The 16,057-nt window shown below is 63.4% G+C and carries 22 protein-coding genes and 1 pseudogene; 7 read left to right on the top strand and 16 right to left on the bottom strand.

Annotation, left to right across the window (positions count from 1 at the left end):
• The first annotated feature begins 104 nt into the window (after positions 1 to 104).
• Entirely contained in the window at positions 105 to 626 is a 522-nt protein-coding gene (locus F790_RS0109515) for a hypothetical protein (protein ID WP_018869240.1), read from the top strand.
• Positions 627 to 710: 84 nt separating this feature from the next.
• Here the strand turns inward: F790_RS0109515 and F790_RS0109520 are convergent, their stop codons facing one another.
• The 8 genes from F790_RS0109520 to F790_RS0109555 form a co-directional block, all read right to left on the bottom strand.
• The gene (locus F790_RS0109520; RefSeq protein ID WP_019591510.1) at positions 711 to 1,121 is read right to left on the bottom strand and encodes a type IV pilin protein; all 411 of its coding nucleotides are present in this window, start codon (positions 1,119 to 1,121) and stop codon (positions 711 to 713) included.
• 3 nt (positions 1,122 to 1,124) lie between these two features.
• On the bottom strand, positions 1,125 to 1,448 hold the full coding sequence (locus tag F790_RS0109525; RefSeq protein WP_019591511.1) for a hypothetical protein: 324 nt from the start codon (positions 1,446 to 1,448) through the stop codon (positions 1,125 to 1,127).
• A gap of 17 nt (positions 1,449 to 1,465) precedes the next feature.
• Positions 1,466 to 4,936: a pilus assembly protein gene (locus tag F790_RS13825; protein ID WP_232199262.1), complete on the bottom strand. Its 3,471-nt coding sequence runs from the start codon at positions 4,934 to 4,936 to the stop codon at positions 1,466 to 1,468.
• A gap of 29 nt (positions 4,937 to 4,965) precedes the next feature.
• A complete protein-coding gene (locus F790_RS0109535) occupies positions 4,966 to 5,463 on the bottom strand; it encodes a PilX N-terminal domain-containing pilus assembly protein (protein WP_019591513.1) in 498 nt (165 codons plus the stop codon).
• 15 nt (positions 5,464 to 5,478) lie between these two features.
• Positions 5,479 to 6,531, bottom strand: coding sequence for a PilW family protein (locus F790_RS0109540; RefSeq protein ID WP_019591514.1), 1,053 nt, complete (start codon positions 6,529 to 6,531; stop codon positions 5,479 to 5,481).
• On the bottom strand, positions 6,528 to 7,028 hold the full coding sequence (pilV, locus tag F790_RS0109545; RefSeq protein ID WP_026332915.1) for a type IV pilus modification protein PilV: 501 nt from the start codon (positions 7,026 to 7,028) through the stop codon (positions 6,528 to 6,530). Before pilV ends, F790_RS0109540 begins: the two co-directional genes overlap by 4 nt.
• A 35-nt stretch (positions 7,029 to 7,063) precedes the next feature.
• On the bottom strand, positions 7,064 to 7,582 hold the full coding sequence (locus tag F790_RS0109550) for a GspH/FimT family pseudopilin (RefSeq protein ID WP_019591516.1): 519 nt from the start codon (positions 7,580 to 7,582) through the stop codon (positions 7,064 to 7,066).
• Between the two features lie 100 nt (positions 7,583 to 7,682).
• Positions 7,683 to 8,234 (bottom strand): GspH/FimT family pseudopilin, encoded by a 552-nt coding sequence (locus F790_RS0109555; RefSeq protein WP_019590468.1) that lies wholly within the window; start codon positions 8,232 to 8,234, stop codon positions 7,683 to 7,685.
• A 184-nt stretch (positions 8,235 to 8,418) separates the two neighbouring features.
• Here F790_RS0109555 and F790_RS0109560 point away from each other — a divergent pair, with 184 nt between their 5' ends.
• Complete coding sequence (locus F790_RS0109560) at positions 8,419 to 9,285, top strand: formylglycine-generating enzyme family protein (protein ID WP_026332916.1); 867 nt, start codon at positions 8,419 to 8,421, stop codon at positions 9,283 to 9,285.
• A 90-nt stretch (positions 9,286 to 9,375) separates the two neighbouring features.
• Here the strand turns inward: F790_RS0109560 and F790_RS0109565 are convergent, their stop codons facing one another.
• Positions 9,376 to 10,368, bottom strand: a complete 993-nt coding sequence (locus F790_RS0109565) for an Rpn family recombination-promoting nuclease/putative transposase (protein ID WP_019591518.1) — start codon at positions 10,366 to 10,368, stop codon at positions 9,376 to 9,378.
• Positions 10,369 to 10,460: 92 nt separating this feature from the next.
• On the opposite strand from F790_RS0109565, the pseudogene F790_RS14680 reads away from it, so the two are divergent.
• Positions 10,461 to 10,547, top strand: a pseudogene (locus F790_RS14680) (transcriptional regulator); the annotation flags it as partial.
• Between the two features lie 14 nt (positions 10,548 to 10,561).
• Here F790_RS14680 and F790_RS0109575 read toward each other — a convergent pair.
• From F790_RS0109575 to F790_RS0109600, 6 genes are all read right to left on the bottom strand, one after another.
• The gene (locus tag F790_RS0109575; protein WP_018869228.1) at positions 10,562 to 10,816 is read right to left on the bottom strand and encodes a Txe/YoeB family addiction module toxin; all 255 of its coding nucleotides are present in this window, start codon (positions 10,814 to 10,816) and stop codon (positions 10,562 to 10,564) included.
• Positions 10,813 to 11,064 carry a type II toxin-antitoxin system Phd/YefM family antitoxin gene (locus F790_RS0109580; RefSeq protein WP_026279434.1) on the bottom strand — a complete coding sequence of 84 codons (252 nt, stop codon included), beginning with the start codon at positions 11,062 to 11,064 and terminating at the stop codon, positions 10,813 to 10,815. Before F790_RS0109580 ends, F790_RS0109575 begins: the two co-directional genes overlap by 4 nt.
• A 236-nt stretch (positions 11,065 to 11,300) precedes the next feature.
• Positions 11,301 to 11,648, bottom strand: coding sequence for a type II toxin-antitoxin system VapC family toxin (locus F790_RS13830; RefSeq protein ID WP_232199264.1), 348 nt, complete (start codon positions 11,646 to 11,648; stop codon positions 11,301 to 11,303).
• 32 nt (positions 11,649 to 11,680) lie between these two features.
• Positions 11,681 to 11,926, bottom strand: a complete 246-nt coding sequence (locus F790_RS0109590; protein WP_019591520.1) for a type II toxin-antitoxin system Phd/YefM family antitoxin — start codon at positions 11,924 to 11,926, stop codon at positions 11,681 to 11,683.
• 113 nt (positions 11,927 to 12,039) lie between these two features.
• Positions 12,040 to 12,582 carry a redoxin domain-containing protein gene (locus tag F790_RS0109595; RefSeq protein WP_018869224.1) on the bottom strand — a complete coding sequence of 181 codons (543 nt, stop codon included), beginning with the start codon at positions 12,580 to 12,582 and terminating at the stop codon, positions 12,040 to 12,042.
• A complete protein-coding gene (locus F790_RS0109600; protein ID WP_026331381.1) occupies positions 12,579 to 13,010 on the bottom strand; it encodes a hypothetical protein in 432 nt (143 codons plus the stop codon). Before F790_RS0109600 ends, F790_RS0109595 begins: the two co-directional genes overlap by 4 nt.
• A gap of 72 nt (positions 13,011 to 13,082) precedes the next feature.
• On the opposite strand from F790_RS0109600, the gene nadA reads away from it, so the two are divergent.
• A complete protein-coding gene (nadA, locus tag F790_RS0109605) occupies positions 13,083 to 14,165 on the top strand; it encodes a quinolinate synthase NadA (RefSeq protein ID WP_019591521.1) in 1,083 nt (360 codons plus the stop codon).
• Positions 14,166 to 14,493: 328 nt separating this feature from the next.
• Here the strand turns inward: nadA and F790_RS0109610 are convergent, their stop codons facing one another.
• On the bottom strand, positions 14,494 to 14,700 hold the full coding sequence (locus F790_RS0109610) for a hypothetical protein (protein WP_018869220.1): 207 nt from the start codon (positions 14,698 to 14,700) through the stop codon (positions 14,494 to 14,496).
• A gap of 85 nt (positions 14,701 to 14,785) precedes the next feature.
• Here F790_RS0109610 and F790_RS0109615 point away from each other — a divergent pair, with 85 nt between their 5' ends.
• The 3 genes from F790_RS0109615 (at position 14,786) to F790_RS0109625 (ending at position 15,960) form a co-directional block, all read left to right on the top strand.
• The gene (locus F790_RS0109615) at positions 14,786 to 15,169 is read left to right on the top strand and encodes a hypothetical protein (protein WP_019591522.1); all 384 of its coding nucleotides are present in this window, start codon (positions 14,786 to 14,788) and stop codon (positions 15,167 to 15,169) included.
• Between the two features lie 142 nt (positions 15,170 to 15,311).
• The gene (locus F790_RS0109620; RefSeq protein ID WP_019021679.1) at positions 15,312 to 15,623 is read left to right on the top strand and encodes a nucleotidyltransferase family protein; all 312 of its coding nucleotides are present in this window, start codon (positions 15,312 to 15,314) and stop codon (positions 15,621 to 15,623) included.
• Positions 15,613 to 15,960 (top strand): DUF86 domain-containing protein, encoded by a 348-nt coding sequence (locus tag F790_RS0109625; RefSeq protein WP_019021678.1) that lies wholly within the window; start codon positions 15,613 to 15,615, stop codon positions 15,958 to 15,960. Before F790_RS0109620 ends, F790_RS0109625 begins: the two co-directional genes overlap by 11 nt.
• Positions 15,961 to 16,057 lie beyond the last annotated feature (97 nt).

Below are 16,057 nucleotides of genomic sequence, written 5' to 3' on the forward strand. Positions count from 1 at the left end.
GGTTACCTTGTGGGAGCGCAGCCCCCTGCGCGATGCGGCGCGATTTTGGGCGGGTGCGGCGGGGTCGTATACTCGCCGGACGTATACGCAACCAGCGGTGTCGCATGCCCCCGAGCAATATCGTCGAAGGCCCTCGCGTAGCCACCTGGCACTGTCCCTCCTGCCGCGAATCGGTGCCGCGGCTGCTGCCCAACGGCAGCGCCAACCGCGTGACCCTGCCGCCAGAACGCACCATGCTGCCGGATGACGACATCCGCGCGGCCTGCGAACGGGTACAGGGTCTGCGCGCTCCGGAGGTATGCTACGCCTGCGACCAGGCGTTCCAGGAACTGCTGGGCACGCTGGTGCGCCCGCCGGCCGAGGAAGGCGACGCCCGGGGCGAACCCGGGTTGAACGACACCGGCGTGATCGGTGCCCTGGTCCCGCTGGCCGAACGCGGGACCCAGCTACTCATCTTCAACGTGATCGCCGGCGAACTGCGCTGCACCGAGATCGAATACCTCACCGATTTCGACCCCGACCGCCTCACCTACCCCGGATCACGCGGGGCGATCGCTCCGCGGATCTGGGCACTGTACGAGCAGCACCTCGCCGAACTACACGGCACCCCGTCAGAGGGCGAGTGAATTGGAGCCGAGGGGCAGCTCTCCGTTCCGCGATGGCGAGACATCGCCCGGACCGACGAGACAATCAGTCTCGTCGGTCTGCGGTTACCAGCACTGGGATACGCTGCCGTTCTGCGTGGTGCGGTCTCCAGTATGGTCGAGCGAAAGGTTGCCACAGCCATCATTCGCCTGGCGCCCTTGCGCATTGGCCCGGATCAAAAAGCTAGTGTCATCCGATTGCGCATCAACCCGCTCAAAGGTGTAACGGCCTTCGTCTTCGATCTCACTGCGGCAGCCACGGTTCGGGAGCGATCCCGGATAACTCATGCTGCTGGTGCGCTCGCGCTCCATTGCCTGTGCCAGCTCCGCAAGACACCCGGTAGCCTTGGCCCGCCACGAGTTATCCACGTGGTTCAAATAAGCCGGGTAACCAATCGACACGATGATCGCCAGAATCGCGATCACGATCATCAGTTCGATCAGAGTGAAACCTTCGTTTCTGCGTAGAAGCGTCATGGATCACTCCTGGGGCGAGCTGTACAGAATGACGTCACGGACAGAGGGCCTGTCGGCTCGGGCATCCTCGACAACCCGATACTCGATCCACTGCCCCGCCTCCACCCGGCCCAGGCTTGTGGAACCTCCATCCTCCGTGGCAAGCCTCACGGACGTGGGGACGCGGAACCAATGGTCGTCAATCTCGATGGCATGCTCGACCACATCCACATCCGTCACCTGCCCCATATAGCCCCCCTCCATATCGGCGGCCGCCGGGGAAGCCAGCATAAGGACCAGCAGCACCCCGACCAGGGCACTTCTTGAGATCCAGACAAATGTTTTCATTGCTCCACCTCTCATGATCAGCGCAACTGAATCCAACTGCGCGGTCCCAGCCCGGCGGCGCCCGGCGCTTCGTCAATTTTCTCGTCTTCCGTCCCGCTAATGAGGCGGAAGACCTGCCCGGTCTCCGGATCGCGGACCACCGTCGGCCGTCCGGCGATGCCGACACCCGGGTCCACCGCGCTCGGGGGAATCTCTTCGCCATCGTGTTCGACGAGATCCTCTTCGCCGAAGCTGCCGGAACTGCCTCCGATGTCGAAAACCGGGTCATCAGGCCGCCCCCCACTGGCCGCATCCAGGGCAAAAAGGAACGAAGTTCCACCACCGCGACACGGATCATCGAACGGGATCAGAGTAACAAATTCGACCCGACCATCGATCAGGACCGGCTGGGTAACCACCCGCTCCCCTTCGGCGTCCGCGGCATCGAGCGCCAGTTTCCAGCCTTCGTGCTCATCGGGATCGAGCGTTTCCTCCGAGGTCACGCGCCAGCGAATCCCGTCGCCGGTCATGCCATACCCCTCGATTTCCTGTGTCAGCAGATCATCGTCCGCATCCACCGGGGCATCCGTATCCTCGTGGATCCGGATCCCGTAAAAGGCTTCCGTTTCCCCGGACACTTCATTGTCGCCCTCGGCGAAATACTGTCCGGTTCCGAACAGCACGATGGAGCCTCCCTCGGGGAAACTTCCCACCGCCGGTTTGGCCGTAATCGGCCGATCCGCCTCGAACAGCGGAACCGGGGCGTTCCCCTGCCCAATAAAGGTCACGTCCCAGTCATCTGCCGAGGGATCCTGCTGGCCCGGGTCAACATCAAATGCCCACATGTTGCCCTTCAGATCACCCGCAAACCCCGCCTCGAGGATATTCCCGGAACCCGCGCGGAACACCACCGGCGACAGTCCATTGTCACCGTCGGACTCCGTTTCGATCTCCTTCCGCACCGTCCCGTGTTCGAGGTCAAGGATCATCAGCACCGCATCGCCACTATCGCTGTCATAGCCGTTCCCGAAGAGCACGCTCCATTCATCAGGGCCCGTTCGCGCGACAGTTGGCTCACCGTCAATCGTGTAACCCAGATGCTCCGAGTCGTCGGCAGTGAACTCCCAGAAAACGTCCTCATCCGGGTTCTGACCAAAGGTTTCCGGATCCGTAACATCCAGTGCGTACAGCCCCTTACCCCCTGCGCCGAGTGTCCCGATCAGGATGGTCTTCCATTCCCCGTCCACCTGAGCGTGGGTGATGTGCTGGCTGCCGTCCACGTAGTACCGGTGCTGATAGTCCGGGTCCGCCAGATCGGGCAGATGTTCCAGCAGCATGGACGGTGCGTAGGCGAACAGCTCGTCGCCCGTTTCGGCATCGAACGCATGCAGCATGCCGGCGTTGGAGCCGACGTAGACGACTTCCGCCCGGTCTTCGTTGTCTTCCAGGAAGCCCGAGTATCCCGTCAGGTTGCTGTACCCCATGTTCAGGTTGGGCCCCTGGTAAGTGGGATCCGAATTGACGATGTCGCCCATCACCGAACCACGATTACGATAAGGGCCACCGTTGGCGATTTCGTTCGAGTCATCCCCTGCCAGATAGTCGACCAGGCCATCTTCTTCATCCCCGAAGATCTGATCCGCATCCGGGATTTCACCCCACTCAAACGACACCGCCTCGCCCGAATCGCGGTCAAAGGTAAACACGCTCCGATCCCCAAAGCCGTTTGCCTCAACCCGCGCATCCAGCAAATCCGCAGCCGACCAGGCCTCCACGAATTCAAGCGTCTCGAAATCGGCCTCCAGCGCCACCAGATCACCCGACCAGTCCGCCGAATTGAAATGGGCCTGAAAGACCCGCGCCCCTTCATCGACACTCACCTGGGTCGACTCGGTCGCCAGTGAGGTCCGGGACGCCCCGGAACGATCCGATATATCCTGAAGAACCCCGGAGAGCTCATTAGCGAACGCACCGGGTTCCTGTGCAGAGAAGAAGTCGCCGCGCGAGTTAACTGCAGCATGCAGCATGTCATCAATCTTAGCCGAATCCGACGAATGGGGATCGGGCCAGTCGATCTCTTCCCCGGTCGCGATCGCTGCAAACGCCTCTTGCGGATCGACTTCTCCCTCCACGCCCAACCCCACGGTATAAGTCACCATATGCTGCCAGAATGCCGGGTTGCGTGCGTCAGTCGGAACCGCATTTTCCAAATCATCGCGCAGGTCGTTCTTCCAGTACTCCATCGCAACGTCTGCAAGCGTATTTGAATGGCCATCCCTGAAGGGGGCAGATGGTATATACTGGTAAGTCTCTTGACCGTCACTCCTATGGTGTTCCGTCCCCTGGGTATCATCGGCATTACCAACACCAGGGCTCGTCGTACCATTCCAATATCCGTCCGACATCAAAATGGTGTAACTCTGGCGGCACTCGAGATGCGCTCCTCTAGGGTCTCCCCACTCACCTGGAGTTTCGCTCCATGGACCACGATCATCATCCCGGCCGAAATAGGTACCAGCGGCCTGCAATGCGGTCCTGAGCGGCGTCCCTGCAGCCGGGACATCCTGCTCATAAAGTTCCTCGAAAAATTCTTCTCTGTCAGACCCTGCGAACGGCCGGACCCCCGATAATACGCCTCTATTTATACTTCCATAACCCACCCGGAACTCTTCACCCTGATCTGCAAACGCAGCGCCGATTCCGGCCCGAGATGCAAAGATCCGGTTCCGATGATACGAATACCAGTTCGCAAAATTCTGGATCTCCTGCTCGTACGTGCATACTCCACCGTCGCAATCGACCCGGCTTTCCCTTCCATGGCCTGAATAGGTATCATTTCCGCTGTGTATCTGAACAAACTCGTAACTTGATCGATCGTCTTCCGGGCCGCCTGTGTAATAGTAGTACGCTGCAGGCCAAAACCATTTAGTCCCTGATGAGTGTCCACCGTTATCATTTAGCCAGCGTGCCCACTGCTGATTCCAGCTCGTCAGATCACGCTCACCATAATCAGAAAAAAGCGGGCGATTGGGTGCACTGGCCGGATCTGCATCCGGCATCCGGGAACCGTCAGGGAGGGACCAGGGCTCATACGTCACCGAAGGATCGTAATAAACGGTATTGAAGTCGGAAGACCGGTACATCGCTGCCATATCAGTGCTCGAAAAGCGCACCGTTCGACGATTCGAATACTGAGAGGAGCCGCCGTGAAGGTTTGCGACACGGGGAAAGGTCCACATCACATAGTTGCTGTTAATCCCGGATCCGAACCGGGTGGTGAGCTCGTCCGGCATGGTCTCCCACTGCATGGAACCCGAGTCGTCAATCAGGAACAGGACGTTCGGGTCCACCGGGCTGGTGAGGAAAAGAGGAACCTGCGCGGGAGTCTGCGCCTGCGCCGGCCCTGCAATGCCTACAAATGCGGTTGCCAGGGCCAGCGTCAGGGCACTCTTGCGAAAGGTTCGCCGGGCACCAGGAGTCCGTTCCATCCCTGCTTCTCTGGTTTTCATCGCAGTCACCTCTTTTCCCTTTCTATCGTTCAATTCGTCACGCGGATGACGGCCTGGAGCACAACCCGAGTCTGATCCGTCCCACCAACACCCACGGATGTAATGCGATACGCGCTGACGGACTCCGCAGGCCCGAATTCTTCATCACAGACCTGCCCGGGCGGGCAGGAGTCCTCACCGACCAGAGACAGAAGTTCCACATGCGTGGCATGCGCCTCGGTATCACCGGGATCCAGGTGATCGAGCCACTCCTCCACATCGAGCGGTGAAAAGCTGATCGAGCCATCCGGAGACCCCGGGACCTGGTTCCGCGCAGCCGCACGCAAACCGGCCTCGGCCTGCTGGAAGGCAAGGTTGCGATCGTGCATGTTGCCGGCCATGCGTTCCTGCAGCACGGTGTTCTGCATGCCGGCGACCGCGAGTAGCGTGATCACGACCAGGAGGATCAGGCCGACGACCAGCGCGGCCCCCTGCTGGTGCTGCTTCCCGCGGTTGGCACAGGCCGCTTGGGTTGGTTGGGTTCTCATATCATGACCTCGGGATCAGTCGAGCAGGTTCCGGGCACCGACGGTGGTACTGAACGTCTGATAGAGCCGCCGGTCTGGCGCATTAAAGAGATTATCTCCGGACGTGGGGAAAAAATGCCCCTGTCGGGCCTGATCGACGACGTTGTCTGCCTGACCGTTGTAAACGAGGAGATGGACACGCACCGCAACGGCATTCTCCCAGTCGCCCGTCCCCATGTCGCTGGCCCACTCAAATTCGTCTACATGGCCATTGTCGTTCGTGTCGAGACCATACTCCACACTCATGTCGTATACACCGGCGACAATCTCGACGGTTTCGTGAACGGGATTTCCATCGCCGCCCGAAGTCGTCGTCCTGCGGTAAAGGCTGTAGGTCTCGCCGTCTGGAGATTGCCCGACATAATAGGTCCTGCTGGACAGCGCGAGGATATCAATCGGGCCATTAAAATCGACATAGTCCACCTCGATGTTGCCAGGATCGACATCCTCATCCTGTCCGGGGCCACGGTTGATCACACCCTGCTGATCCGGGACGTTCTGGAATTGTTCGCACACTCCCGTGGAAGGATCGGCGATGAGAAGAATCTGTCCCTGACTAACCTGCGTGGGATCCCCTTCACTGAGTTCAAATTCTTGCTGCGTACCACCCTCCGCTTCGAACGGACCACCGCCGACCGAACCCATGGATGAGACGGTCAGGATGTCTCCCCGCTCGGGGCTCGGGTTGTCCGGCTCATCGGCATTGATAAAGCCGGCCCCGGGCTCATGCAGATCGGGGTCATAATCGGCGCTAGCGGTATTGAGGAGGTTATTGACCGATCCGGGGCACCCACCGTACCCAGCCTCGCGCGCGTCGCGCGCGATAATATCGAGGGCAAAGCGGCCGGTTTCCTGCACGCTGGACATCGCCTCCTGGGTGCGATTGGTCTGCTGCGTGCCGATGAACACGTTGATCACGCCGGCCGTGAGCAACAGACCGAGCAGGATCGCGACCATCAGTTCGACGAGCGTAAGACCTCGCACCGAAGAGACGACCGCCGGTATCCGTTTCCCGTTGGCGTCGTTCATATCTCGGTCTCCGTGGTAAAGTCTTCGGTGTAACCATCGGCCGGAGCGTCGTCGTCATCGTCGATGCGGTCTTCCTGCCAGCGAACGGTGATCGTGAAGGTGTCACCACTGCGGGAGACGCTGGCCTGCGCCGAGGGCAGCGTGCAAAGGAGGGCGTTTTTCCATTCCGCGAGGTCCTGGGAAGCGAGCCCCCCGCTCGGATTCAGGTCGTCGTTGCAGATCCCGTCAGTCTGCTCGTCGTCATCGAAATCGGTGTCGTAATCACCGTCCAGCGCCGCTTCGCGATTGGTCCGCATGCGGTCGGCGATGTCGTAGGCCAGGTTGGTGGCCTGGGAACGCATGTACGAACTGTGATTGGCCTGCAGCGCGTTGGCCTGCAGGGCAGCGAGTCCGATCAGGCCGATCGACAGGACGAGTACGGCAACGAGCACCTCGATGAGGGTGACGCCCCTGGACTTTCGGAGCGACGGGCGTTGCTGGAATCGCGATTGGGTCATTGCGGTTTTGCCTTGCATTCTTCGGTCCTCGCGGATCAGGGGCAATCGGAGCGGACGATGCCGACCTTGCCGCCAGGTCCAATGTTCAGATCCCGTGCACGTTCGCCGGAGCAGTTCTCGGCATAGACGTAGAACATGGGATCGCTCTGATCATCCCGCCCGGGGCTTTCGCGCCCACCCAGCGGGCCGAAGGTGACGTGGCTCTGGTCCTCGATGTTGTCGTCGATGACGACCCGACCGGAGATGTCCTCCCAGCGGCGCAAGGGATTGGCCATTTCGGCCGGGGCACAATCATTCCCCAGAACCACCCGCCAGCCGTCCGGGTGCCAGTCGCCGCCGGCATCGACCGGGCAGACAGAAACCTCGACCCCGCGAGTGACCGCTTCGCTGCGAGCGAAATTAAACGCTGTACTGAGTTGGTTCGCAGCCGTCGTGGCCCGGTTGTTCTGTACCAGACTCTGGAAACCGGGAACGGCGACCGTGAGCAGGATGGCCGCCACCGCGATGGTGACCATCAGCTCGATCAGGGTGAAGCCGGTAGCGTTACGAGACATGCCGGGAGTCCTTGTGGAATCGGTCGATTTCACTATGAGCGCAAGCCATGTGACGAGCAAGGGTTTCAGTGCCGAACGGTCGGCAAAGGCTACCGAATGGTTATGGATCGAACGGGCAGCCCTGATGGGCGACGCGAGGGCGACCGGCGCGGTTGATGACGACGGCCCGGCCTGCTGCTTCGTTGCAAATTCTCAGCGTACCCATCTGGAGCGCGCCGGAGAGGCGCCGGGTGGCGCCGAGCGCTCCGTAGGTGACGCGATGCCGCACCGGGAGATTGCCACGGATTTCCAGGCCCCCGTCGGGGTTCCCCTGCCGCCGGCGAAGGATGTCGTTCGCACTGGCAGGCTGGGTTGCGAGACCGGGGTTGTGGAAAACCAGCCACCCGGACTCCCAACGGGCATCGTCGGAACAGTGAACGCCGTTGGCACTGGCACAGAGAGTAACCGGCGCAGCGGTCCGGACGGCCTCGCTGCGTGCATGATGGAGAGCGGTGACGAGTTCGTTGGTGGTGGCGATCAGCCGGAACCGGTCCACGAGTTGCGCAAACGACGGGATGCCCACGGTCACCAGCAGGACGAAGACCAGCAGGGCCACGAGCAGTTCGATGAGCGTGAGCCCGCGGGTCCGCGGGCGGTATGGGGTAGGGGTCACGTCGGCTCCTCCCTGAGTCCGGACATGGTTGCGGGCGTTTGGCTCGCCCAGGGTGGCAAGCTAGCGCGCGGGCGCCGTGGCTGCAAGGGCATTGTGGCGAGGCGCGGGCCCGGCGGGTTCGCGGGAACCCGGCACCCCGGGCGCTGCCTTATGGGGTAGAGCCGTGGCGTCACCCGGAGGGATGATGGCGAAGAACGTTCAGCAGATGGATCAGGCGCAGTTGCTGGAGCTGCAGCAGCAGGCCGCGCGGGAGGCGCGCCGGGACACGGTTTTCCGCGACGAGGCCCGGTCGGGCGTGCCCACGCCGGAGCTGGTGGTGATCCCGCCGGGGGAGCTGAAGATCGGTTCCGATGCCAGGGAGTTCGGACGCCAGGAGCACGAGGGCCCGCGGCGGCTGGTGACGCTGGAGCGGCCGTTCGCGCTGGGCCGTTTTACGGTCACGCTTGAGGAGTGGCTGGCCTTCGAGGAGGCCACCGGGCACGAGCGCTGGGACTGGCTGGTGCGCCCGAAGACGCCGCGCACGCCGATGTTCAACATCAAGCCGGCGGGAGTGCGCAAGTATCTGGAGTGGCTGAGCGAGGAGACCGGGCAGCGTTACCGCCTGCCGACCGAGGCCGAGTGGGAACATGCCTGCCGCGCGGGGACGACCACGCCGTTCGCGTTCGGCGAGGTGGTGGGCTGCCGCGACGTGCATTTCAATTCGCTGTTCCCGTACGAGGAGCGGCGCCAGCGGCGCAAGTGGTATATCCCGGCGTGCTTTCCGCTGAACCGTCCTCTGGATGTGGGCAGCTTTCAGCCGAACCTGTGGGGGCTGTACGACATGCACGGGAACGTGCAGGAGTTCACCGCGACGCCCTGGCACGACAACCACGCCAGCCTGCCGCGCGACGGGGTTTACGGGCCGGAGCCGGATAACGAGTGGCTGGTGACCAAGGGCGGCTCGTGGTTCGACCCGGCGGTGCTCACGCGCAGCGCCGCCCGCCGGCGCCGCAACGTGGACGAGATGGACACCAACCTGGGATTTCGCGTGCTGCGGGAGCTGGAGGGGTAGCGCCGGCGGTTCGTCGCTGCGCTTCCGGCGATTAAAGGCATCGTGCTCGGTCCGGCATCTACCCGCACCGGATGATGCGGACCGGGCGGGTCACTGCGAAGGATTTTCCCGTATCCGGGTCACCTCCTCGACTGACAACCCAACGATTTCGGCAATCGTGCGGTCATCCATCTCGGCAGACCGGATCAGATTGCGCGCGGTCTCGCGACGTCCTTCCTGAAGTCCTTCCTGAAGTCCTTCCTGGCGCCCTTCCTGGCGCCCTTCCTCGCGCCCTTCCTCGCGCCCTTCCTGGCGCCCTTCCTCGATCCACCGGTCGGGCCAGTGCTTGATCCGTTCGGCCAGCATGTCGTGTACCTCGTGCAAGTCCTGAAGGTCGTTGAACGGCGGCAGTTCCATCCCCGGTGCTCGATGCGGGAGCATCACCCGGCGCATCCACACCACGAACGAGCGCCGCAACCCCGTCTGCTCCGGGGACCGCAGCCATTCCACCAGACGGCCCAGCACTTCCAGCAGATCCTGCTCGTTGCGGTTGTGCTCCAGCCGGAACAGCGCCGCCGCCACGTTGCGCGTCTCGTCCGACCAGTCGGGCGCATCCACGATCGCGCCCTCGTCCAGCAGCAGATAGCTCAGATCGGGCCGGTAACGCTCCAGACCACCCGGTACCCGTTCGACCAGCTCGCCCACGTTCTGTGCGGCCGTCCAGCGCGTCTCTCCATTGTAGAGCACCACCGGCAGCACCGGGGGCAGGCGGCCGCCGGGCGTCAGGGCCTTCTGCCGGATCAGGTCCTGATACAGCAGCCCGAGATAGGTCATCATCCGTACCGCCATGAAACGGTCCACGCTCGACTGGAACTCCAGCAGCAGGTACACGTAAAGCCAGCCGCCGCCCCAGCGCACGCGCCAGACGATGTCGTCTTCGCGGTCGCGCAGCTCGTCGGTCACATAGGACCCGTTGACCTTCTCGAGCGTGGAGAAATCCAGCTCCCTCACCCAGTCCTCCCGGACAAAACCGGTCAGCAGGTCCCGCACCATCTCGGGATGCGAAAACAGGAGCTTGTAGCTGTTGTCGTGGTGATCCGCCATACCGACACTCCCTGTCCGGTCAGAGCCGAAGCGTAACACGGCCTCCTTACTCCGACCCCTGGCCTGTCGGCATGTTTCTCGGCGAGCCAGACAATCTCCAGCTGGAATTCGAACTCAGGCAGGCGCAGCTCGAACTTGCCGAGCGGGTGCGCCGCGAGATCGAACCGCGAGCGGCCTGAGGCGATCGCTCGGGTCAGTAGTGGTAACGGAGCTGTGCGATGAGCACAGTGTCTTCTTCGATCTTGTAGACGATCCGATGTTCGGTGGAGATTCGGCGGGACCAGTAGCCTGAAAGGCTGTACCTGAGCGGTTCGGGTTTGCCAATGCCTTCGAAGGGGTCGCGCTGAATGGCGCGAATGAGCTCATTGATGCGCTTGACGGTCTTCCGCTCGTGGCGCTGCCAGTAGAGATAGTCTTCCCACGCATGCTCGGAGAAGAGCAGCTTCATTCCTCGATGTCCTTCTCCAGACCTCCCCCGCGTTCCAGTTCGACCACGGATTCAAGAAGCCGGCGGGCGTTCTCGGGGGCACGGAGCAGGTACGAGGTCTCCTGCAGGGCTTCATAGTCTTCCAGCGACATCATCACCACGGATGGAGCCTTGCTCCGGGTAATGATGACGGCCGAATGGTCCTCGCAGACCTTCTCCATCGTCCTGGCCAGCTGGCTCCGGGCCGCCGTGTAGCTAATGGCATCCATGGTATACCTCGCCGTCATTGAACCTGTACATGTACGCAATACTGTACGCATTCTCCAGCGATGACAAGCATCCCTCCCGGAGAACGCCTGGTAGCCAGCTGGCACCGCGCGCCGGCGTCGCAACGTGGGCGAGATGGACACCAATGAGCACCGGATCGCGCAGGGGGCTGCGCTCCTACAAGGCACCCCCGGGCCGCGGGGCCCGTCCTCTGGCCGAAGACGGCATGAGTGAGACCTTATTCCGGTCGGAACAGATGGATTTCGAGGCCTTCGATGTGGCGGTAGTGGCGATCGTTGGCCGTGACCAGAGGCAGGCCAAGCTGGGTGGCCGTTGCGGCAACCAGGGCATCGGCCATTTGCATGTTGTGGCTGAGCGCATACGTCTCGACCAGGAAGGTGGCACGAGTCGAAATCGCTTCGCTGACGGGCTGAATCGTGGCATCCCAGTAGCGCATGGCCTGCCGAAGCATCCGGAATTCGACCTGGTTCCGCAGGCCCTGGACCAGCTCCATGTACGTCACCGCAGACACCGCGAATCCGGGCGAACTGTCGAGCCAGTCCCCCGCTTTCCGGTTCCCGCGCAGGTTCTAGATCAGGACGTCCGTGTCCACCAGCATCAGTCGAACGCCCTCGGTTGGCGCATCCGCCGAACCTGGTCGTCTACCGATCCGGTCCGGTCACCCCAGAGTCCGAACAACGGATTGCGAGCCCCCTCTTCTTGCCCGTTTTCCTCGCGGAGGGTGAAGGGGACCAGACGCGCCCGCTTGCGGCCATGATAGGTGATCACGATCTCCTCTCCGCGATCGATCGCGGCGAGGAGTTCGCGGCTGTGGACCCGCATGTCCTTGGTGGTGGCTTCCATCTTTGCCTCCCGGAGTTACACTTTTCAGTGTAACTCTTGGGCCTGTACTGCCCAAATCCCATGGCCCGCGCCCCATGAGCTGCGGGTGGAACAGGCCGCCCGGGGCTGCACCATCAGAGCCAGCGGGCGAGCCAGAGGCGGAAGCGCAGTTCCAGCGGCGGGGCGTAGCCCTGCTTGCGGAAGACGACGTCGCCGTCGGTGTTGATGATGAAGCTGGCGGGGACGCCCTGGACGCCGTAGCGGGCGGCGAGCTGGCCCTGCGGGTCGTTGATGGTGGCGAGTTCGCGCTCGCGTTCGTTGAGGTGCGCGATGACCTCTTCGCGCTCGCCGGACTGCATGGCGACGGTCAGTACCGGATGGCTGTCCGACAGGCGTACGATCTCGCCTTCCTCCAGCCGGCAGATGGCGCACCAGCTGGCCCAGAAATGCAGCAGCACGGGTTCGTCGCCCACGTAGTCGGCGAGGGCCACGGGCGAGCCGTCGAGCAGTTCGGCCTCGAACTCGGGGGCCGGGCCTTCCACCATGTCGCGGGCCATCCATGCGCGCACCAGCAGGAAGATGGCCAGCGCGATGGCGATCTGGATGCCCCAGCCGAGCGCACGGCGGCGCGCGGTGGGCTTCGGGCGTTCGGGTTTTTCGGGCTGGGTATCGGTCAACGGATCATCTCGGCCTGGCCGGGTCGGGCGCGGGTGCCGCGCTGCTTGGGGCCCTTGCGCACGGCAATGCGTACCAGTTCGTCCTCGTCGTCCATCAGTTGTTCCCGCTGGTCTTCGCTCAGCAGCGGGTTGCGGGCCACGAAGTAGCGCAGGTTGGGGTCGCGGTCGTTCACGCAGGCGGCCACCTGCTCCGGGGTGAGGTCGGGCCGCTTGGCGCAGTTCAGGCGCACGGTCTGGTTGGGGTCCGCCAGCAGCAGGGCCACTTCGTCGGGCTGCAGATCGAGACGGCGGGAGAAATACGCCTTGACCTGGGCATGCTGGTCGCGCACCAGAAACGGGCGCCAGCACGAGTCGAGGTCGGCGGCCAGCGCCATCTCCATGCGCTGGTCGAAAGAGAGTTGTCGATACTGTTGCTCAAGCTCGGTCATGACAGGGCCGGAACGACACCGGAAAGGGGGCTGTCGTATTATAAGCAGACTGTAATGACGGCGAGGATTCCCATGAACGCACCGGTGGCCGACCAACCGCTGTTCCACGTGCCGTCCACGGCGCACGTGACCGCCGGGCTGCATCACCTCGGCGAGGCCGAGCGCGCGGAGCTGGTGGAACGCATCAAGCGCCTGCTGCGCGAGCGCGACGCGGTGCTGGTGGCGCACTACTACGTGGACGAATCCCTGCAGCGCCTGGCCGACGAGACCGGTGGCTGCGTGGCGGATTCGCTGGAGATGGCGCGCTTCGGCAAGGACCATCCGGCCAGCACGCTGGTGGTGGCCGGGGTGCGTTTCATGGGCGAGACGGCCAAGATCCTCAGCCCGGAAAAACGCGTGCTGATGCCCACGCTGGAGGCCGAGTGCTCGCTGGACCTGGGCTGCCCGGCCGACGAGTTCGCGAAATTCCGCGCGCAGCACCCGGACCACACCGTGGTGGTGTACTCGAACACCTCGGTGGACGTGAAGGCGCAGGCGGACTACGTGGTCACCTCCAGCATCGCGGTGCCGCTGGTGGAGCACCTGCGCGATCAGGGGAAGAAGGTCCTGTGGGCGCCCGACAAGCACCTGGGCGACTACATCCGCCGCACCACCGGCGCCGACATGGTGCTGTGGGACGGCTCCTGCGTGGTGCACGACGAGTTCCGCTCGTGGGCGCTGGAGGATCTGCGCAGCCGACATCCGGACGCGGCCGTGCTGGTGCATCCGGAGTCGCCGCGCGAGGTGATCCATCAGGCCGACGTGGTGGGCTCCACCAGCCAGCTGATCGCCGCGGTGAAGGACCGCGACGAGCCGGAGTTCATCGTGGCGACCGACAAGGGCATCTTCTATAAGATGCGCGAGGCGGCCCCGGACAAGACCTTGATCGAGGCCCCCACCGGCGGCGAGAGCGCGACCTGCACCAGCTGCGCCCACTGTCCGTGGATGGCGATGAACGATCTGGTCTCGCTGGCCAATACGCTGGAAGACACCGCCGAACCGGCCACCAACGAGATCTTCATCGACGAGGACGCCCGCCTGAAGGCCCTGACCGCAACGCAGCGCATGCTCGACTTCGCCGCCGAGCACCGCAAGGCAACCGCCGGCGACGCCTGACCGGGAATCGGGATGATGCCGCCTCATGCGACCGGTACAACGCTTGCGGGACAGCCCCTCGCATCATCGCCACTTGAACGTGACCGGGTCCTGGCGACACTCCGGGCACCCCGTCATTGCGAGGAGCCGCAAGGCGACGTGGCAATCGGCCGACGCTGGTTGCACGCAGGATCAGGTGGTTTCGGATGGAGATCGCCACGTCGCTTCGCGACTCGCGATGACGGTGGAGACTTCTCGGCTCGCGATGCCCGGGGGCGCGAAGGGTGTCGCGCGAGCCTGGTGCAGACCCATTTGCCCGAACTGGTGATCCAGCTTGAGCAATTCCCCGTCAGCGATCGTTGAGCCAGGCGGCCCACTGGGAGTGGGTGGAGGCGTCCACGCCGTCGGCCTTCGCTGCCTGCTGGAGGTGGGCCTGCAGGTCTTCCATCAGTTTCGAGTCCATCAGCTCCGGCTGCAGGGTCAGCTGGGCATGCAGCGTGGTATACACCAGCTTCAGCTCGCTCAGGGCATACTGCGACCAGTCGAATTCGGCCATCAGAGGTTCTCCGCGATGAATGATGATCCCGGCATCCTGCGGCCCCGCGCGGGCCGTCGCCAAATGAACCCGCAGGGGAGCGGAGATGTTTAAGCGCCGGGCGCGGCTGCTGGTGGCCGCCGCCGGGGATGACGGCCGCGCCGATCGCGTGGCCGAACTGGCCGCGCAGGACAGGGACGTGGCCGAATGGCTGGAGGTGCGCCCGCGCCCGGCCATGGGCGAACTCGCGCGCGAGGACCTGGAGTGGGCGGACCTGCTGGTGGCGGTGGACGCCGAGGCCGCGGAGGCCATGCCGGCCGGTCGCCCGCCCGGCTGCCGCCCGAAATACTGGCAACTCCCGCCGGCCAGCGTGCTGCACGACGACCCGGCCACATTCGACGAAGCCACCCTCTCGGCACTGACCTGCATGGCCGGCGGCATGCGCATGCTCGCCCGCATGGACGCCGAAGACCAGCCCGAACCGCAGTAACACCTCAACATGGCGTGAGGCCCCAGCCGGTCTGGCCGTGGGGAGTGCCGCACTGCGGCAGCATATGCGTTCGGGCGGGCAACGCCTTGTGGCTGCGCCCCGGGCGTGACTGTCGTATCGTAGGAGGACAGGAGGCTCGGGCATGCATCCATTGATCCAGCAACATCGTAAAGCGCTCCAATCGGTCTGCCGCGACTTCGGTGTATCGCGGCTGGAGGTTTTCGGGTCTGCAGCCCGTGGGGATGATTTCGACCCTCAATGTTCGGACGTGGATTTCCTGGTGGAATTCGGTCCGGACCAGACCGAATGCTCTCTGGAGCAATTCCTCGCCCTGCGCAGAAAGTTGAGCAACATTCTTGGGCGGCCCGTGGACCTGGTGATGCCGGAAAGCGTGACCAATCCGTACGTCCTCGCGGATATTGAAAAATCTCGGGAAGCGGTCCATGCGGCGTGATCCGCGGGCTTACCTGTGGGATGCGCGTGAAGCCGCCCGACGCGTGGCGGAATTCGTGAAGGACGCAAATGAAGAGGACTACGTTGCCAGCGATCTGATGCGTTCGGCCGTTGAGCGGCAGCTGGAGATTCTGGGCGAGGCGCTGGGCCAGCTGGAAAAAGCCAATCCCGACGTGGCGCGACAGATCCCGCAATTGAGAGCGGCCGTGGATCTGCGAAACCTGCTGATCCACGGTTATGCGAAGATCGACGACCGTATTATCTGGAATACCGCCACCACCGACGTCCCGGTCATGGCCCGGGAGCTGGACAGCATACTGCGGCAACTGGACGGATGAGACGTCCAATGGCGGCCGTCAGGCTCAACGGACGACATCGCCAAAATTCAAGTCCACACGTCGTCCTCGCGCCAATATCGCGTACACGTCAAGGCTC

It is taken from the genome of Thioalkalivibrio sp. ALE20 (assembly GCF_000381405.1).
Lineage (GTDB): Bacteria > Pseudomonadota > Gammaproteobacteria > Ectothiorhodospirales > Ectothiorhodospiraceae > Thioalkalivibrio.

Excerpts from the sequence above, each read along its gene's own strand:
- F790_RS0109515 (WP_018869240.1), top strand. The coding sequence starts at position 105 with ATGCCCCCGAGCAATATCGTCGAAGGCCCTCGCGTAGCCACCTGGCAC.
- F790_RS0109520 (WP_019591510.1), bottom strand. The coding sequence starts at position 1,121 with ATGACGCTTCTACGCAGAAACGAAGGTTTCACTCTGATCGAACTGATG.
- F790_RS0109525 (WP_019591511.1), bottom strand. The coding sequence starts at position 1,448 with ATGAAAACATTTGTCTGGATCTCAAGAAGTGCCCTGGTCGGGGTGCTG.
- F790_RS13825 (WP_232199262.1), bottom strand. The coding sequence starts at position 4,936 with ATGAAAACCAGAGAAGCAGGGATGGAACGGACTCCTGGTGCCCGGCGA.
- F790_RS0109535 (WP_019591513.1), bottom strand. The coding sequence starts at position 5,463 with ATGAGAACCCAACCAACCCAAGCGGCCTGTGCCAACCGCGGGAAGCAG.
- F790_RS0109540 (WP_019591514.1), bottom strand. The coding sequence starts at position 6,531 with ATGAACGACGCCAACGGGAAACGGATACCGGCGGTCGTCTCTTCGGTG.
- pilV (WP_026332915.1), bottom strand. The coding sequence starts at position 7,028 with ATGACCCAATCGCGATTCCAGCAACGCCCGTCGCTCCGAAAGTCCAGG.
- F790_RS0109550 (WP_019591516.1), bottom strand. The coding sequence starts at position 7,582 with ATGTCTCGTAACGCTACCGGCTTCACCCTGATCGAGCTGATGGTCACC.
- F790_RS0109560 (WP_026332916.1), top strand. The coding sequence starts at position 8,419 with ATGGCGAAGAACGTTCAGCAGATGGATCAGGCGCAGTTGCTGGAGCTG.
- F790_RS0109565 (WP_019591518.1), bottom strand. The coding sequence starts at position 10,368 with ATGGCGGATCACCACGACAACAGCTACAAGCTCCTGTTTTCGCATCCC.
- F790_RS0109575 (WP_018869228.1), bottom strand. The coding sequence starts at position 10,816 with ATGAAGCTGCTCTTCTCCGAGCATGCGTGGGAAGACTATCTCTACTGG.
- F790_RS0109580 (WP_026279434.1), bottom strand. The coding sequence starts at position 11,064 with ATGGATGCCATTAGCTACACGGCGGCCCGGAGCCAGCTGGCCAGGACG.
- F790_RS0109590 (WP_019591520.1), bottom strand. The coding sequence starts at position 11,926 with ATGGAAGCCACCACCAAGGACATGCGGGTCCACAGCCGCGAACTCCTC.
- F790_RS0109600 (WP_026331381.1), bottom strand. The coding sequence starts at position 13,010 with ATGACCGAGCTTGAGCAACAGTATCGACAACTCTCTTTCGACCAGCGC.
- nadA (WP_019591521.1), top strand. The coding sequence starts at position 13,083 with ATGAACGCACCGGTGGCCGACCAACCGCTGTTCCACGTGCCGTCCACG.
- F790_RS0109610 (WP_018869220.1), bottom strand. The coding sequence starts at position 14,700 with ATGGCCGAATTCGACTGGTCGCAGTATGCCCTGAGCGAGCTGAAGCTG.
- F790_RS0109615 (WP_019591522.1), top strand. The coding sequence starts at position 14,786 with ATGTTTAAGCGCCGGGCGCGGCTGCTGGTGGCCGCCGCCGGGGATGAC.
- F790_RS0109620 (WP_019021679.1), top strand. The coding sequence starts at position 15,312 with ATGCATCCATTGATCCAGCAACATCGTAAAGCGCTCCAATCGGTCTGC.
- F790_RS0109625 (WP_019021678.1), top strand. The coding sequence starts at position 15,613 with ATGCGGCGTGATCCGCGGGCTTACCTGTGGGATGCGCGTGAAGCCGCC.